General features: G+C 71.4%; 14 protein-coding genes and 1 pseudogene. 7 read left to right on the top strand and 8 right to left on the bottom strand.

Features of this window, described 5'->3' with window-relative positions:
• Positions 1–67: 67 nt before the first annotated feature.
• On the bottom strand, positions 68–2,626 hold the full coding sequence (locus tag ACVNF4_RS01655) for a VWA domain-containing protein (RefSeq protein ID WP_461800803.1): 2,559 nt from the start codon (positions 2,624–2,626) through the stop codon (positions 68–70).
• A gap of 311 nt (positions 2,627–2,937) precedes the next feature.
• Here ACVNF4_RS01655 and ACVNF4_RS01650 point away from each other — a divergent pair, with 311 nt between their 5' ends.
• From ACVNF4_RS01650 to ACVNF4_RS01640, 3 genes are all read left to right on the top strand, one after another.
• The gene (locus ACVNF4_RS01650) at positions 2,938–5,025 is read left to right on the top strand and encodes a PhoX family protein (RefSeq protein WP_461800802.1); all 2,088 of its coding nucleotides are present in this window, start codon (positions 2,938–2,940) and stop codon (positions 5,023–5,025) included.
• A gap of 186 nt (positions 5,026–5,211) precedes the next feature.
• Positions 5,212–5,565, top strand: coding sequence for a hypothetical protein (locus tag ACVNF4_RS01645; protein WP_461800801.1), 354 nt, complete (start codon positions 5,212–5,214; stop codon positions 5,563–5,565).
• A complete protein-coding gene (locus tag ACVNF4_RS01640) occupies positions 5,510–6,523 on the top strand; it encodes an endonuclease/exonuclease/phosphatase family protein (RefSeq protein WP_461800800.1) in 1,014 nt (337 codons plus the stop codon). Before ACVNF4_RS01645 ends, ACVNF4_RS01640 begins: the two co-directional genes overlap by 56 nt.
• 52 nt (positions 6,524–6,575) lie before the next feature.
• Here ACVNF4_RS01640 and ACVNF4_RS01635 read toward each other — a convergent pair whose 3' ends face one another.
• Positions 6,576–7,433, bottom strand: coding sequence for a hypothetical protein (locus ACVNF4_RS01635; protein ID WP_461800799.1), 858 nt, complete (start codon positions 7,431–7,433; stop codon positions 6,576–6,578).
• 247 nt (positions 7,434–7,680) lie between these two features.
• Between ACVNF4_RS01635 and ACVNF4_RS01630 the strand changes: the two genes are divergently transcribed.
• Entirely contained in the window at positions 7,681–8,250 is a 570-nt protein-coding gene (locus tag ACVNF4_RS01630) for an SH3 domain-containing protein (protein ID WP_461800798.1), read from the top strand.
• Positions 8,251–8,360: 110 nt separating this feature from the next.
• On the opposite strand, the gene ACVNF4_RS01625 is transcribed toward ACVNF4_RS01630, so the two are convergent.
• Positions 8,361–8,786, bottom strand: coding sequence for a hypothetical protein (locus ACVNF4_RS01625; RefSeq protein WP_461800797.1), 426 nt, complete (start codon positions 8,784–8,786; stop codon positions 8,361–8,363).
• A gap of 119 nt (positions 8,787–8,905) precedes the next feature.
• On the opposite strand from ACVNF4_RS01625, the gene ACVNF4_RS01620 reads away from it, so the two are divergent.
• The 3 genes from ACVNF4_RS01620 (at position 8,906) to ACVNF4_RS01610 (ending at position 12,604) form a co-directional block, all read left to right on the top strand.
• Positions 8,906–10,054, top strand: coding sequence for a PP2C family protein-serine/threonine phosphatase (locus ACVNF4_RS01620; protein ID WP_461800796.1), 1,149 nt, complete (start codon positions 8,906–8,908; stop codon positions 10,052–10,054).
• A 125-nt stretch (positions 10,055–10,179) separates the two neighbouring features.
• On the top strand, positions 10,180–11,646 hold the full coding sequence (locus tag ACVNF4_RS01615; protein WP_461800795.1) for a hypothetical protein: 1,467 nt from the start codon (positions 10,180–10,182) through the stop codon (positions 11,644–11,646).
• 190 nt (positions 11,647–11,836) lie between these two features.
• The gene (locus ACVNF4_RS01610; RefSeq protein WP_461800794.1) at positions 11,837–12,604 is read left to right on the top strand and encodes a mechanosensitive ion channel family protein; all 768 of its coding nucleotides are present in this window, start codon (positions 11,837–11,839) and stop codon (positions 12,602–12,604) included.
• 76 nt (positions 12,605–12,680) lie between these two features.
• Here ACVNF4_RS01610 and ACVNF4_RS01605 read toward each other — a convergent pair whose 3' ends face one another.
• From ACVNF4_RS01605 to ACVNF4_RS01585, 5 genes and pseudogenes are all read right to left on the bottom strand, one after another.
• Positions 12,681–13,487, bottom strand: coding sequence for an NPP1 family protein (locus tag ACVNF4_RS01605; protein WP_461800793.1), 807 nt, complete (start codon positions 13,485–13,487; stop codon positions 12,681–12,683).
• 114 nt (positions 13,488–13,601) lie between these two features.
• Positions 13,602–13,910, bottom strand: a complete 309-nt coding sequence (locus ACVNF4_RS01600; RefSeq protein ID WP_461800792.1) for a DUF6401 family natural product biosynthesis protein — start codon at positions 13,908–13,910, stop codon at positions 13,602–13,604.
• Between the two features lie 89 nt (positions 13,911–13,999).
• Positions 14,000–14,218 carry a hypothetical protein gene (locus ACVNF4_RS01595; protein WP_461800791.1) on the bottom strand — a complete coding sequence of 73 codons (219 nt, stop codon included), beginning with the start codon at positions 14,216–14,218 and terminating at the stop codon, positions 14,000–14,002.
• Between the two features lie 150 nt (positions 14,219–14,368).
• Complete coding sequence (locus tag ACVNF4_RS01590; protein WP_461800790.1) at positions 14,369–15,133, bottom strand: hypothetical protein; 765 nt, start codon at positions 15,131–15,133, stop codon at positions 14,369–14,371.
• 247 nt (positions 15,134–15,380) lie between these two features.
• Positions 15,381–15,608, bottom strand: a pseudogene (locus ACVNF4_RS01585) (IS982 family transposase); the annotation flags it as partial.

Raw genomic sequence — 15,608 nt, 5'->3', positions numbered from 1 at the left:
TATGCCGCCCCGGCTCCTTTTATCGGGGGGAGCGGGGGCGGCATAGGGGGCCGGGGTACTACGGGTATTACGGGCGCCAGTTCTTCAGGACGCCCTCGTACAGCTCGTCGTCCGTGAGGCCCTTAGGGGTGGGGCCCGCGTGGAAGAAGGACGTGTTGTCCGTCTTCAGCTTGCGGAGGTAGTCGAACGCCTTGTTCTCGTGCTCGCCGAACGCGACGAACGAGAAGAAGAGGCGCGGGTGCGTCTTCGCCGCCTCCGTCAGGGATTGCGTCGCCGGGGTCTTCGCGTCCGGGGCGCCGTCCGTCTGGAAGATCACCAGCGCCGGGGTGTCCGCGCCGCCCGCCGCGTCCAGGTGCTTCGTGATCTCCTCGACCGCCGCGTGGTACGTCGTCCGGCCCATCCTGCCGAGCCCCGCGTGCACGTCGTCCACCTTCGTCGCCGCGTCCTCGTCCGTCAGCGCGAGGTCCGTCGTGCCGTCCACCTCCGTCGAGAAGAACACGACGTGCACGGTCGGGTCGGCCGGGGAGAGGTGCGTGGCCAGGGCCAGCGTCTGATCCGCCAGTGCCTGCACCGAGCCGTCCTTGTAGAACGGGCGCATCGACGCGGAGCGGTCGAGGACGAGGTAGACGGCGGCGCGGGCGGTGGTGAGGCCGAGGTGGGCGAGGGTGAGGGCGGAGGCGGTGTGGGCGGTGGTGAGGTGGGTGGGGAGGGCGGGGAGGGGGGTGTTGGTGGGGGTGGGGGTTTCGGTGGCGTCGGCCTTGGGGGCGGCGTCGAGGGGGGTTGGCTCGGCTTCGGGCTCGGTTTCGGCCTCGGTTTCCGGCGTCAGCTCCGGGGTGGGCTCCTCGGTGGGTTCCGGGGTTGCCTCGGAGGTGGGGGCTTCGGGGGCCGGGGTTTCGGTGGCGTCGGCTTCGGCCGTGGGCTCGGGCTTGGCGTCGGGCTCCGCGATTACCTCGGCCTCGGGCTCGTCGGCCACCAGTGTCTCGGTGGGCTCGGCCTCAGTCTTGGCGTCCGCCTCGGCGGGTTCGGGCTCAGCGCTGACCTCGGTCTCGACGTCGCCCGCGCCCTCGGTCAGCTCGGTGGTCTCGGTCTCGTCCGGAGCCTTTTCGCCCCCTACGGGAGCCCCCGTAGTACCGGCGCCGCCCTCGGCAGGAGCCTCGGTGGCAGCCGTAGCTCCCGTAGTACCCGAGACGGATGCCTCGGCGCCAACCTCGGTCCTGGCGTCGCCCTCGGCCTCGGGGGCCGGGGTTTCGGTGGCGTCGGCCTCGGGAGCGTCGTCGAGCGGAGCCGGCTCGGCTTCGGGCTCGGCCTTGGCCTCTGTCTCCGCGATCGCCTCGATCTGGGGCTCTGCCTCAGCCTTGATGTCGGTCTCGGCTCCCTCGGCCACCGGCGTCTGGGTGGGCTCGGCCTCCGCCTCGGCGGGCTCGGTCTCAGCGGTCTCGGCGCTGACCTCGGCCTCATCCTTGGCCTCGGCCTCGACCGTGGCTTCGTCCGCCCTCTCGGTCAGCTCGGTGGCTTCGGTCTCGTCCGGAGCCTTCGGGTCCCCTACGGGAGTCCCCGTAGTACCGGCGTCGTCCTTGGCGGGAGCCTCGGTGGCAGCCGTAGTCCCCGTAGTACCCGAGACGGATGCTTCGGTGTCGGTCTCGGTCTCGGCGTCGGCCTGGGGAGTGTCGTCGAGCGGAGTCGGCTCGGCTTTGGGCTCGGCCTTGGCAGTGGCCTCGACCGTGGCTTCGTCTGCCCTCTCGGTCAGCTCGGTGGCGTCGGTCTCGTCCGGAGCCTTTTCGCCCCCTACGGGAGCTCCCGTAGTACCGGCGTCGTCCTCGGCGGGAGCCTCGGTGGCAGCCGTAGTCCCCGTAGTACCCGAGACGGATGCTTCGGCGTTGACCTCGGTCTCGGTCTCGGTCTCGGTCTCGGTCTCGGTCTCGGCGTCGGCCTGGGGAGCGTCGTCGAGTGGAGCTGGCTCGGCCTCGGGCTCAGCCTTGGCGTCGAGCTCGGCCTCTGTCTCCGTGATCGCCTCGTCCTGGGGCTCTGCCTCAGCCTTGGTCTCGGTCTCGGCTTCCTCGGCCACCGGCGTCTCAGTGGGCTCGGCCTCGGTCTCGGCCTTGGCAGCGGCCTCGACCTTGTCCGCACTTTGGCTCAGCTCGGCCGCGTCGGTCTCTTCTGGAGCCGGAGCCTCCGCGTCCCCTACGGCAGTCCCCGTAGTACCGGTGTCGCCCTTGGCAGGTGCCTCGGCGGCAGCCGTAGCCCCCGTAGTACCCGAGACGGATGCCTCGGCGTCAACCTCGGTCCCGGCGGCGACCTCGGCCTCGGCTCCGCTCTCCGCCCCCTTCGGCGCCGTCTCAATCTCGCCCTCGTCGCCGCCCTCAGGGGACCGCGTCGGTGCCGGGACCTTCACATTGTCGAAGGCGGCCGTGACGAGATCGTGCTCGGAGGTGTCCGACTGACGAGGCTCGGGGACCGGCGAGGGGGAGGGGCCCGACGCGGGCTCGACCGCCTCCACGGGGGACTCCACCGCGGACTCCTCGGCCGGCGCCTGCTGGGAAGGGACCTGGTCCGCACCCTCTGCTTCGGCGGCACGCTCCTTGCGTGACCTGCCGAACGCGTTTCGCAGGAGAGTGAGAATACCCATGTGCGCAACCCTTCGCGTGAGTTGAAGCCCGTCAATCCCTGGCCAGGACGGACACGTAAGGTTAGCGGCCCCACATGGCGTTGTCGGGCAGGGGTGAGGCGGAAAAGGGGTTGGGTGTCAAACACCCTGCACCGATGCCCGACCGCACAAACCGGCCAACTCCGAAGCCCCGCCCACCTGTCCCGCACGGGTGCCCTCAACACCCTCTGATCCCCCACCAGTTCATCTGCTGTTCACCCATCAGCCCCGCCCCCGCACAAACACCCCCCTACCGTCACGCCCATACCAAGGGCAAGCAAGGGGAGAGTAAAGTGCGCAAGCTGTTGCCGATCATCACCACGCCGAACGATTCGCACCCGGGTGGTCGATCCGCCATGACCTGCCGTTTCCGCTGCGGCGACGCCTGCTTCCACGAGGTGCCCAACACCAGTGGGAACGAGTACGTCGGCGACGTGATCGCGGGCGCCCTCAGTCGCCGCTCGATGGTGCGGGCCGCCGCCGTCGTCACCGTCGCCGCCGCGGCGGGAGCGACCGTGGTCAGCAACGCGCCGTCCGCCGACGCCACTCCCCTTACGGGCAACCCCGTAATACCCGGCACCCCCGGCAAGCCCGACACCCAGGCGGCCCGCGGCCTGCGATACGGCGCCGTCGCCCCGAACGTCACCGACGCGGTCGTAGTACCCGAGGGCTACGAGCAGAACGTCGTCATCCGCTGGGGCGAGCCCATCGTGAAGGGCGCCCCCGCGTTCGACCCGGAGAACCAGACCGGCGCCGCGCAGGCGGGCCAGTTCGGGTACAACAACGACTTCCTCGCCCTCCTCCCGCTGCCGGGCGAGTGCGACCGCCAGCTCCTCGTCGCCAACCACGAGTACACGGACGAGATCCTGATGTTCCGCGGCTACGACCCCGCGAACCCGACCCGTCAGCAGGTCGAGGTCGCCTGGGCGGCGCACGGCCTCGCCGCGGTCGTCGTCCAGGAGGACCGTAGGACCGGCAAGCTCACCGCTGTCCCTCGCCACCACCTCAACCGGCGGGTCACCGCGACCACCGAGTTCCGCCTGACCGGCCCCGCCGCCGGCAGCGACCTGCTGAAGACCTCCGAGGACCCGACCGGCCGCAAGGTGTACGGGACCCTCAACAACTGCTCCGGAGGTACGACACCCTGGGGTACGACCCTGCACGGCGAAGAGAACTTCAACCAGTACTTCGCGAACGCGTCCCGTAGTACCGACAAGCGGTACGGCATCGGCACCGGCGCCACCGAGCGCAAGTGGGAACGCTTCGACAAGCGGTTCGACGTCGCGCAGGAGCCCAACGAGGTCCACCGCTTCGGATACGTCGTCGAGTTCGACCCGTACGACCCGGCCTCCACGCCCCGCAAGCACACGGCGCTCGGCCGCTTCAAGCACGAGGCCGCGACCGTCCGCCTCACCGCCGACGGACGCCCGGTCGTCTACTCCGGCGACGACGAACGCTTCGACTACTTCTACAAGTTCGTCAGCAGCAAGCGGATGAAGCGCGGTTCGTCGCGGTCCGTGCGTGAGCACAACCTCTCGCTCCTCGACGAAGGCACCCTGTACGTCGCGAAGTTGACCGGCGACTCGCCCGCGATCGAGATCGACGGCACCGGAAAGCTGCCCTCCGACGGGGAGTTCGACGGCAGCGGCGAGTGGATCCCGCTGGCGACCGCGACCGCGAAGGGCGCCGTCTCGCACGTCCAGGGCATGACCGCCGAGGAGGTGTTCGTCTTCACGCGGCTCGCCGGGGACAAGGTCGGCGCGACGAAGATGGACCGCCCCGAGGACATCGAACCCTCCCCCGTCACCGGCAAGGTGTACGTCGCGCTCACCAACAACTCCAACCGCGGCGTCGGTTCGAACGCCAAGGCGGACGAATCGAACCCGCGCAACGCCAACAAGCACGGCCACGTACTGGAGTTGACCGAGCACCGTAGCTGCCCGGAGTCGCTCAAGTTCGGCTGGACGCTGTTCCTCGTCGCGGGCGACCCGAACGACCCGGGCACCTACTTCGCCGGTTTTCCCAAGTCCGGTGTGAGCCCCATCTCCTGCCCGGACAACGTCGCCTTCGACCCGCACGGCAACCTGTGGATCTCCAGCGACGGCAACCAACTCGGCTCCCACGACGGCCTGTTCGGCGTCGCCACCAAGGGCGCCCGACGCGGTGAGCTGAAGCAGTTCCTCACCGTCCCGACCGGCGCCGAGACCTGCGGCCCGCTCATCCAGGACCGCCGCGTCCTCGTCGCCGTCCAGCACCCCGGCGAGATCGACGGCGCCTCCGTGGAGAAGCCCGCCTCCACCTGGCCCGACGGCCCCGGCAAGATCGTCCGCCCCGCCGTCGTCTCGGTCTGGCGCAAGGACGGCCGCGACATCGGCGTCTAACTCTCCTTCACCCGGCCGGAGTTGTCCCACCCGGCCGCGAACGCCCAGCTGACCCCCGACCCCGCCGTGCACCGCAGCGTCGCGACGGGGTCGGCCCGGCTCACCCCGGCCGCTCCACAGGCCACGCCTCACACTGAGCGAAACCGTGTCGCTCACTCTCAGGGTCTACGACTACGGTCGTCACCCATGAGTACCCCTACCCCTACAACCACCCTCTGGCGGCCCACCGGCCCAGAGGAGCTGGCTCTGGTCGAGGCCGCAGGCTGGACGGCGTGGCCGCCCCGGCTGCCGGAGCAACCGATCTTCTATCCTGTACTCAATGAGGACTACGCCGTACGGATCGCGCGGGACTGGAACGTGCCGGCCTCGGGAGTGGGGTACGTGACGCGGTTCGAGGTGGAGAGCGCGTTCTTGGAGCGGTACCCGGTGCGGCAGGCTGGTGGGGAGACCATTCTGGAGTTGTGGGTGCCCGCGGAGGAACTGGATGAGTTCAACGAGCACATCGTCGGACGCATCGAGGTCGTCCGCGAGTTCCGCTGAACCGCCCGCCCGACCCTGGGGAAGGGTGGCCGGCGCGTGGTGCGCAGGGCTGGCGCTCGCCGGGGTGAGCGTGGTCGTCGGATGCCGGACCGCCGATGTCGACGCCGTCACCCCGGTCCCCCAACTCCTCGCGTTCCTCCCCTGGTTGCTCGTCCCCGCAGTCGGGGCCGCCCTCCTCGCCCTCCTCGTCCGCTGGTGGCCGGGACTGCTCTGGGCCACCGTCGTCCTCGGCGCACTGGCCTGGCACCTCCAGCCCTACGGCCCCGCCGCCGAACCAGACGGCCCGGTCGCCGCCCGCCTGAAGGTGCTGACCTCCAACGTCGAGTTCGGCTGGGCCACCGGCGCTCTCCTGAAGGCCGTACGCCGAGAGAGCCCCGACATTGTCTTCGTGCAGGAGTGCGAGTACGGCTGTCAGGCCACCCTCCGCCGCGAATTCGCCGCCCCCTACCCCTACCGGCGGGCGGTCGAGGGGGATACCTCCGTAGGGTCGGTCATCCTCAGCCGCTTCCCCCTCACCCCCGCCGCGACGATCCCAGCCGAGATGGGCATGCCGGGCGCGGTCGCCGACGTCGACGGGACCGCCGTCCACCTCCAGCTCGCGCATCCGATGCCGCCACTTCCCGACCAGGTGGGGCTGTGGAAGAGGGAGCTGGGACGGATCAGGGCGTGGGCCGAACGCCAGGCAGGACCCGTAGTACTCGCGGGGGACTTCAACGCCTCCCAGGACCACGCCGCCTTCCGCCGCATCCTGGACACGGGACTGCGGGACGCGGCCCGGCTCGCCGGGAAGAGCTACGAGCCGAGCTGGCCCTCAAGTACCACCCCCACCTTCGGCACGCAGATCGACCACGTCCTGCTGAGTGAGGACTTCTCGGCGTCCCGCGCCCACTTCCTCGACCTCCCCGGCACCGACCACCGCGCCCTCGTAGTGGACGTCACCCTGCACAAGCTGCCCTGATCCAGGGCCACTTGTGACTCGGTCCGCGTCCGCCTCGGCGCCACCCCTGCCCTCAGGGCCGTACCCGTACCACCCCGGTCCGAGCCGCCCCCTCCCGCACCGCCCGTGCCCGCACCACCTTGGCCAGCCGTACCGAGCCCGCCACCGCGAGGCCACCGGCCAGCAGCAGCCAGGACGCGGTGCGCAGGGTCTCGGTCAGGGCGTCGTACACGGCGGCAGCGGCGATGCGGTGGGCCGGGTCGGCGAGGCCGTCGAGGGTGAAGTACCGGGCGATCACGACCGACAGACCCAGCAGCGCCCCGCCCAGCGCCGTACCCAGAGCGGTCGCCGTCAGTGCCCGGCGGCGGCACGCGGCGAGCGTGATCCCCGCCCCCGCGAACACCACCGCCGCGACCGGCAGCCAGAACCCGGCCACGTCCATCGCGCGGTAGCTCCGGCGCAGCACGTCGAGGTTCGCGCGGGGCAGCAGGGTGACCGGGGTGCGGGTGAACGACGCCCGCACGGCGGTCAGTTGACGCACCGCCGGGGGTGCGGGCGCCACGGCGGCGACCTCCTGCGCCGGGTCCTCCAGGGCCCTCATCACCGCCGCGTACGTCCCCCGGTTCCCCTCGTCCCAGGCCGCGCGATAGGCGGGCGTCTCGGTGAAGCGGAGCACCTCGTCCTCGACGATCCGCCGGGGCACCTCGGGTGCCTCCCGGGCCACGCCGTCCACGATCGTCCGCCGCACCGCCGAGTCCGTGGCGAGCGGCGCCAGCGCCTGGACGTAGCGCTCCTGGTCCCGCAGCCCGTGCGACGCCCAGAGCGCGAGGGTCGCGAGGGGGGTGAGGAGGCAGGCGAGGGCGACGAGCACGGCGGAGACGGTCGTACGGGTACTACGAGGCGGGCCGGGTGTACGGGTACTACGGGGCATGCGGGTAAGGGGCACGCTTCCAGGCAAGGGGGTACCTGAGAGGTACGCCAGCGGGTCGCCGCCATGTGGGTGCGGGCACCGCGGGCCCGGCCCGTAATACCCGTAGTACCCGCGGCGTCCCACCCGCGACCGGTCCCGAGCCGACCCCGAACCGGCCTTTCCCCCCTCCGGTGGAGGGTTCACCCGAACGGGTGTTTCCTGGTGCTGGGGAGAAACGGGGACGTTCAGGGGAGAAGGAGGCCGAATCATGCGCAGTACTCCGGTCCTGCGGACCCTGGCCGCGGCCCTGCTCACCGGTGGCACGCTGGCCGTGGCCGCGGTGGGCACCCAGGCGGCGGCAGCGCCATCGACCGCTCCACCGACCTCGTCGCCGGCCTTCGCCGACGGACGCGGCGGTGGTGGAGGAGGCGGCGGCCCGATCTGGGGCACCGTCGTCTCCCGCACGGAACTCAACGTACGGTCGTCGCCCACCACGCACTCGGGCGTCGTCACCGCGCTCTCCCCCGGCAGCCAGGACCGCGTGCAGTGCATGGTCCAGGGGCAGAGCGTCAATGGGAACCCCTACTGGTACTGGCTGGTCGGCGCCCAGGGCTGGGCCAGCGCCGCGTTCGTGAACAGCGGCGGCGCCTGGGTGCCGACCTGCTCCGACCCCTGCCCCCAGTGGAAGAACGGGAACTGGAGCAACTGGGACAACCCCTACGGCACGAACACCTCCAACGACCCCTACGGCACCTCCTGGAGCGCCTCCGGCGCCGGGGCGTGGAGCGCGTCCGGGTCCTGGAGCTGGAGTTCGGCCGGGTCCGCGGGCTGGTGGTGAGCGGATGGACGAGCTGACGGCGTGACCGTGACAGGGCCGGGCCCCGGCGGAGGAGCTACCTCCTCACCGGGGCCCGGCCCCGTAGTACTACGGGTACTACGGGTACGACCTCAGCGGATGCGGTGACCCTCTCCGTCCTCGCGGGTGTAGTACCGGTAGAACTGGACGACGAAGACGCCCGCTGCGACCCCTAGGGACATCATCACCGAGCGCCAGATCGTCGCGCCGGTCTGGCTGTAGACGAAACCGAAGGCACAGCCCGCGAAGGCCGTCCACAGCAGTGCGTGCGACTCGCGCTTCATACGCGGGGCCAGAGCACGCACCGCGACATAGGCCGCCGCGAGAGCGAGCGCGCTGACGAAGCCGAGCAGCAGGTTCCAGCCGGTGATCGGGCCGCCCGAGCGGCGGATGGCCGCCACCCAGTACCCGTAGACGAGCCCTAGTACCACCGGGACCGCCCAGGCCGCGATCCGGTGCGCGCGGGGGCTGAAGACATCGTTCGAAGCGTCGTGTGGTGCGGGTGCCGCGTGAGCCATTTGGAGTACTCCTCTCCTGGTCTCCCCACCCTGACTACCAGGGCACACCTAGGGGGAGGCGGAGGCAAGTCGGTCGCCGCGCGGATGCCGGCGGTCGCGGAACGTGGTTGCCTCACCCCATGCGGCACAGGCTCGTCGGCGTACGGGGGCACAGGCTGACCTGGCTGGTCCCGTTGGTGCTGCTCACCGGGATCACGCTGCTCGACGTGGGGACCGACGTCTCGTTCCACATCGAGTCGTTCTGCGTGTTCGTCGCGGCGATCGCGGCCGTGCTGTGCGGGGTGCGGACGACCGCGCTGTTCGCGGTGCTGTCGTTCGCCGCGTTCGTCCTCACCGAGCTGCGGGAGCCGGACCAGTACAAGGCGGGCACCGTCGACCTGCTGCTCGTCGCCGTCGGCGGGGCGCTCGCCGTGCTGGCCTGCGCGGCCCGTCTACGGGCTGAGCGGCGCATGCTGCGGATGGCGGACGCCGCCGAAACGACCCGGCGCACCGTGCTGCGCTCGCTGCCCCCGGGCTGGGGCGGGCTGCGGCACGCGGAGGTGTACCTCGCCGCCGACGCGGACGCCCGGGTCGGCGGCGACTTCTACGACATCCAGCCCGGCCCGCACGGGACGCGGGTGCTCGTCGGGGACGTGCAGGGCAAGGGGCTCGCAGCGGTCGAGGCCGCGGCGGCGCTGCTCGGGACGTTCCGTGAGGCGGGGTTCCACGAGGCCGACCTCGGGGTGGTCGCCGCCCGGCTGGAGACCCGGATGCTGCGGCACTGGGCGCACGCGGCGGCAGTCGGGCGGGAGGAGGGGGACCGGTTCGCCACCGCCGTACTCCTCGGGTATCCCCCTAAGGGTGCGGTGGCGGGTGTCGCGGTCGTCGAGATGGTGGTGTTCGGGCACGAGCCGCCGTTGGTCGTGGGTACCGGGGGTGTACGGGGACTGGGGGACGGGGGTGAGGGGGAGGACGGAGGCGGGGTCTGGCTGCCGCTCGGGCTGGGGGACCTGGGGGACCTGGGGGGTAGCTCCGAGGTCGTACGGGTCGAGGTCGGGGTGGAGGAGACCATCCTGCTCGTGACGGACGGGGTCACCGAGGCGCGGGACGCCGAGGGGCGGTTCTATCCGCTGGCGGAAGCGGTGATTCAGGCCCTGAGCAGGGACTCCGGGGTCGCGGAGCCGGAGCGACTGGTGGCGTTCGTCGAGGAAGGGGCGCTGCGGCACAGCGGGGGCCGCCTCGGGGACGACACGACGGTCTTCGCCGTACGGATGTTGCCGGAGGGGTGAGCGGGGGTGAGCGGGGCGGGGGCGCGGCAGGTGCGCGGGAGCCGGGGTTTGCTGGACCGGGGCTTCCCTTCGCAGTCGTAGCGGCTACGGTGCTGAGGTACGTGATCCATCAGGGGGAGGGACCCATGCCCGGAACGGTGCTGCTGCTGGCGGCTTCACCTGTCGGCAAGGGCTGCCTGGTGGACGCCACGTCCGCGCTGTCGGTGCTGGCCGCGGTGCCGCCCGCCGTGCTGTCCGGCACGGACACCGCCAACGTCGTCGAACTCGCCGATCCGCTGGAGCCGCAGGCCGTCCTGACCAGGCTGCGGGCCGCCGCGGCGGCACCCGGACCGCTGACTCTCTTCGTCGTCGGCCAGCTCCAGCTCGACCGCCGCCAGCGCCTCCCGCACCTGGCGCTGGCCCGCACCACCCCCGCGACCGTCCGCTACACCGGGTTCCCTTGGCACTGGTTCCGCGAGGAGCTGCGCCTGCGGGCACCGGGCGCCACCACCGTCCTGCTCGACCTGCACGCCGACGCCGACTCCTGGGAGTGGCTCCGCGACAACCCCCTCGACTGCGGCCTCCACGTCACCGTCTACGGCAGAGTCGTGCCGCCCGGCGGGCGGCGGGGCACCGGGACGCCGTCCTACATGAAGGCCGTGGGGACGATCCTGCGCAGCGGGGGCCGCCCCAGCACCGACCAACTGCACGGGGCGGCGCTGACCCGGGTACGGGGCGAGGGGGAGAACGCGGATCTGGTGGTGGAGCCGGGGACGGGGTGGGGGGTCGGTGGCGGCGGTAGTACGGGGCGTATGGGGGTTGTGGGGGCTGGGGGTGCCGGGGATACGGCGAGAGCTAGGGGTATTACGGGGCGTGCGGGTGCCGAGGACCTGAGTACTACGGGTATGACGGGGGTCGCGGGCCGCGCAGATGTCGGAGGTGCGGGTACTACGGGTACTACGGGTACTACGGGTACGACGCCGACTGCGTCCGCCACGCCCCCGCCCACGCCCTCCCCGCCCACCCCCTCCCCACCCCCCACCTTCGTAGTCCCCCCACTCCCGAAGACCGCCCCCGTCATCCCCGCCCAGCCCGCCCAAGCTCCGCCCGCCGACGATCCGCACGCCGCCATCACCGCGGCCGTGCAGAGCGGGCGGCACCGCGAGGCCGAGGGGATCGCGGCGAGGTGGCAGGAGACGGCCGTGGAGGCGTACGGGGCCGGTTCGGACGAGGCGTTGCACTGGGCGGAGGTGCGGGCCGACCTCGCGATGTTCGCGGGGGACGCGGAGCGGAGCTGCCGTACCTGGCTGGCGGTGGCCGCGCTGCGGCTGGCCGCCGGGCAGCCGGTGGACGCGCCCGAGGTGGAGGCGGCCGTGGACCGGGCGCACCACCAGTGGGGCCGTATCGACACCCTGTCCCCGGCCCGTGAACTGGCCCCGACGCTCACGGACCTGCGTACCCGTGTCCCCGGCCGCCGGGAGGGCGCCCTGGACCACATCCAGCAGCAGTTGCGGCACCTTGAGAACGCGGGGAACGCCGAGAACGCGGCGACCCCGGAGAACGCGGAGAACCGGCAGACCGAGGCACGGGCGACGGCCCCCGCGGCCCGCTGACCGAGCGAACGCCCCGCACCCCACACCCTGCATCCCGTACCCCGCATCCCGTACAACCCCTACCCCTTCGGTATCACCCGAACAGCCCCACCCCACGGGCCCCCGCCACCCCACCCTGCTATCCACGAAAGGTAGGGGGGCGTAGCACCGCTGGTCCGAGCTTCGGGAACGAACGAAGGATGTGCCGCCCATGGCCACCACCACGCTCGCCGTCAACTTCACCCAGGGACTGAACGACGCCTGGTCCAAGGTCGCGCAGTTCGTGCCGAAACTCGTCGGCTTCCTGGTCATCCTCGCCATCGGCTGGTTCGTGTCGAAGATGATCGCCCGGGTCCTGGACCGCGTGCTGCGCAAGGTCGGCTCGGAGAGGCTCGCGGACCGGGCCGGGGCGGACCGGTTCCTGCGGGACTCGAAGTACGACATGACCGGGATCATCTGCAAGATCGTCTACTACGCGCTGATGCTGGTCACGCTCCAGCTCGCGCTCGGCGTCTTCGGCACCAACCCGGTCAGCACGATGATCAACGGCATCGTCGCCTGGCTGCCGCGCGGCATCGTCGCCGTGGTCCTCGTGGTCGTCGCGATGGCGATCGCCAACGCGGTCCGGTCGATCGTCGGGAGCGCGCTGTCCTCGATGTCGTACGGCCGCACGCTCGCGACGGTCGTGTGGGCCTGCATCCTCGCGCTCGGCGTGATCGCCGCGCTCGGCCAGGCGGGCATCGCGACGACGGTCACCCAGCCGGTGCTGTACGCGGCACTCGCGGCTGGGGCGGGCATCCTGATCGTCGGGGTCGGCGGCGGGATGATCGGCCCGATGCGCCAGCGGATGGAGCGGCTGCTGACGACCGCCGAGCGCGAGACCACCCGGGCCCGGGACAGCGTCACCGCGTACCAGTCCGGGCGGCAGGACGCGATGACCAACCAGCCGGTCCACGAGCGCACCGACCAGGACATGTGAGCCGGGACATGTGAGCCGGACGAGGGTCGGCCGGTACCTGAGTACTACGGGTACCGGCCGGCCCTCACGCGTGTGTTCAGCCCGCCCCGTAGGGGTCGAAGGGGATGCCGCTCGGCTTGGCCTTCTCCAGGTGGCCGTTGAACTTGCTGTCCTGGAGGGGGAAGTTGGCGTTGCCCCAGTCGGAGTCGTTCAGGATGGTCTGGAGGTTCTTCGCCGGGTCCTTGCTCGCCGGGTAGTGGTCCCAGCTGACCAGCGCCGGGTGGTCCCAGCCGCCGTCGCTCCAAGCCTCCGGCACCTCGCCGGACTTGGCGAAGCGGAAGGCGTGGGTGGAGGCGCCGTCCTTGTGATAGACGATCTTGGCGTGCGCGCCGTCCATCGGCGCCTGGTCGACCGGGATCGTGTTGAACCCGCCGTGCCGCGAGGCCGAGACGTACGACGGCTGGTCGGCGCCCTGCTTCACCCAGACCACCACGCACTCCCAGTCGTGGCGGTGGCCGAGCCCCGAGATGCCGGTCGGGTCGGCCTGGTCCTTCTCGAAGTACAGGGTGTAGACGATCCCGCACCAGCCGTTGTTGCACTTGGCCCGCGCGTAGGTGTTCGCGTTGCCGAGGTGGTCCGTGCGGCAGCCGCCGGCTATCGAACCGGTGGGCTTCAGACCGCCGTTGAGGTTGCCCCACAGGTCGATCGCAGCCGCCGGGAGACAGCCGTCCGAGTCATAGTCGAAGTACGGCTGGAAAGTTCGCTGGAAAGGCGTCGAACTCTCGGGAAGATTCGACAAGTTGGGGGCGGCGGAGGCTGATCCGGCGGTGAGGCCGACCGCGAGGGACGTGGTCGCGGCGGCGACGAACGCGGCCTCGGCGAAGCGCTTGTACTCCTGGAACACGGGTGGTTCTCCATGCGCTCGGGGGCGTTTCAGCGGGTGCTGAAGTGACCCTGGCAGCACAGAAGTTGAGCAGCCCGGAGGTGGAGGGGGCAAGCGCTCGCTGTGAATTGTCCCTTACGGGTTTTCCACGAGCAGACGGTGCTCCCGGACCAGCCAGGTGATGGCGGTCAGCCGGCACACCGCGTAGTCGTGGCCCACGGGTTCGCGCCAGTCGAGTTCGTCGAGGGCGTCCAGGAACCCCAGGGCGTAGTCCGCCAGGTCCTCGCGGTGCGGCGGGCGGGGGACCAGACCCGAGTGGTTCGCCTCCAGCCGGTCGCGCAGTTCCGCGACGTGCTGGTCGACCGCGGCTGCGAAGGCGGGCTCGAACGCGAACTCCGCGAAGCGCGGGGCGTACGAGCTGCTGATGCGGGCCAGAGGGGACATTTCTCCACGGTAAGGGTGGAGAGGGTGGATTTCGGAGGGGGTGGCGGCGTGATTCCGACCACCTGGCAGCGGCCGTCCGGCTGCCCCGCTCAGCGGTCCGTCAGCCGGTCCGCGGTCTGCGCGGCGGGACGCTCGTCCCCTGTCCGGGCCTGCCCCGTGGTGGACGCGAGGACCAGGGCGGTCACGGCGATCAGCGCGGCGGCGAGGCCACGGGCGAGAGTGGTGGTTCGGGGCACGGAGACCTCGCAGGAGGTGGTGACTACAGCGGGGGAGGAGGCGCTGTACGACGTGCGTGTGCGGAGTGTCACGCGGCGTTCGGGGTGTCGACCAACCTAGGGGTGTACGGGTATGAGGGCAAGGGGGGCGAGGGGGAGTTGTGCAAGCGGTTTCTGCATGGGGTGTGGAGGGACATGCCTGCGTCCCCCCTCGCCTGGACGGGCCCCACCTCTCCGTGCCCCTTACACCTGCACCCGGCCCTGCTTCCGTACGTCCGCCAGCCGCAGTGCGCCGAGCTGTACGGCGATCTGAGTGGCTTCGTTGGCGACGTCGCCGAGACCGCCGTTGGTCAGGGTGTACGCGTCGTCACCGGCGCGGACGGCCGCGACGTCGAGGGTGAGGGTGGAGGGCTCGCCGTCCTCGTTGTGGCTCGTGAGGGTTACGTGGAGTCCCTGACGTACGTCCCCCGCCTCAGGCAGGGGCGCCTCGGTCACCATGACGTCCTGGACGACGTTCTTGGGGGAGGTGGCAGTGAAGCGGGCGCACACCTGGGGGATCGTCCTCAGCCAGGCCAGGGTCCGGTCCACCTCGGCGACAGGGCGCTGGGCGGTCACCTGGAAACGGAGCTGCGCGCCGGTGTCGGCGTCGTCGAGACCGACGACCGCGCGGGCGGGGGCGCCGAGCAGTTCGTCGGAGTACAAGGCGTCCAGGAAGCGGGCGCACTCCGGGACCGTGCTGGTCGCCTTCAGCACCCCGTCCCGCCAGGTCGCCGCGCCCCTGGTGGCCGTCCAGGGAGCGCCCAGGTCGGCGACGGTGAGCAGGGCGGCCCGCGCCTGCGCCTCGCTGAGCACGCCGGGGGCCTGCGGACTCGGCTTCGCGGAGGGGGACTTCGCGATGGTCGGCGTGGGCTGCGGGGCGACCGCCGGATGCTCCAGACCGAGCGCCGCGCACCCCGCCAGCGCCCCCGCACACACCAACGCCACGCTCACACCCAGGGTTCGACGCACCGCACCCGCCTCCTGCCGCAGGGACACCTGCTCCCACGCCAGCACCCCGCCCCGGGGCCGACCACCGTGGCGGTCCGTCCGGGGGACGAGGTTCCTGCGGGTGGGTGCGCGGCGCGGGGTACTCGGGGGTGACGTACTTCGGAGGTAGGGGAGGGGCCCGGGCCACGCTCGGCAGTGGGCTGAGGCTCGTCCCGCGGAGCCGGCGGGCTCTGGCTCTCAGGTACTAGACGAGTCTTTCCAAATACGGTCAGTGGTCATAGGCGGTCAGTGAGCGGCTGACCGCCTGGCCGGTCTGGAAGTTGTGCCAGATCGCGGCGGCCAGGGCCAGCATGCGCTGAGCGACCCGGACAGCGACGCCCTCGATGGTGCGCCCGCCGTGTTGTTCCAGGTCGAGCTGGCCCTTGAGGGTGTCGTTGACCGACTCGATCAGCTGGCGGACCTTCTTGAGCATCGGCTCACCGGGCCGCAGGATCTC

It is taken from the genome of Streptomyces sp. S6, assembly GCF_054880855.1.
The sequence above is the reverse complement of the archived record's forward strand: the minus strand, read 5'-3'. Positions and strand labels throughout refer to the sequence as shown.

Excerpts from the sequence above, each read along its gene's own strand:
- ACVNF4_RS01655 (WP_461800803.1), bottom strand. The coding sequence starts at position 2,626 with ATGGGTATTCTCACTCTCCTGCGAAACGCGTTCGGCAGGTCACGCAAG.
- ACVNF4_RS01645 (WP_461800801.1), top strand. The coding sequence starts at position 5,212 with ATGAGTACCCCTACCCCTACAACCACCCTCTGGCGGCCCACCGGCCCA.
- ACVNF4_RS01640 (WP_461800800.1), top strand. The coding sequence starts at position 5,510 with ATGAGTTCAACGAGCACATCGTCGGACGCATCGAGGTCGTCCGCGAGT.
- ACVNF4_RS01635 (WP_461800799.1), bottom strand. The coding sequence starts at position 7,433 with ATGCCCCGTAGTACCCGTACACCCGGCCCGCCTCGTAGTACCCGTACG.
- ACVNF4_RS01630 (WP_461800798.1), top strand. The coding sequence starts at position 7,681 with ATGCGCAGTACTCCGGTCCTGCGGACCCTGGCCGCGGCCCTGCTCACC.
- ACVNF4_RS01625 (WP_461800797.1), bottom strand. The coding sequence starts at position 8,786 with ATGGCTCACGCGGCACCCGCACCACACGACGCTTCGAACGATGTCTTC.
- ACVNF4_RS01620 (WP_461800796.1), top strand. The coding sequence starts at position 8,906 with ATGCGGCACAGGCTCGTCGGCGTACGGGGGCACAGGCTGACCTGGCTG.
- ACVNF4_RS01615 (WP_461800795.1), top strand. The coding sequence starts at position 10,180 with ATGCCCGGAACGGTGCTGCTGCTGGCGGCTTCACCTGTCGGCAAGGGC.
- ACVNF4_RS01610 (WP_461800794.1), top strand. The coding sequence starts at position 11,837 with ATGGCCACCACCACGCTCGCCGTCAACTTCACCCAGGGACTGAACGAC.
- ACVNF4_RS01600 (WP_461800792.1), bottom strand. The coding sequence starts at position 13,910 with ATGTCCCCTCTGGCCCGCATCAGCAGCTCGTACGCCCCGCGCTTCGCG.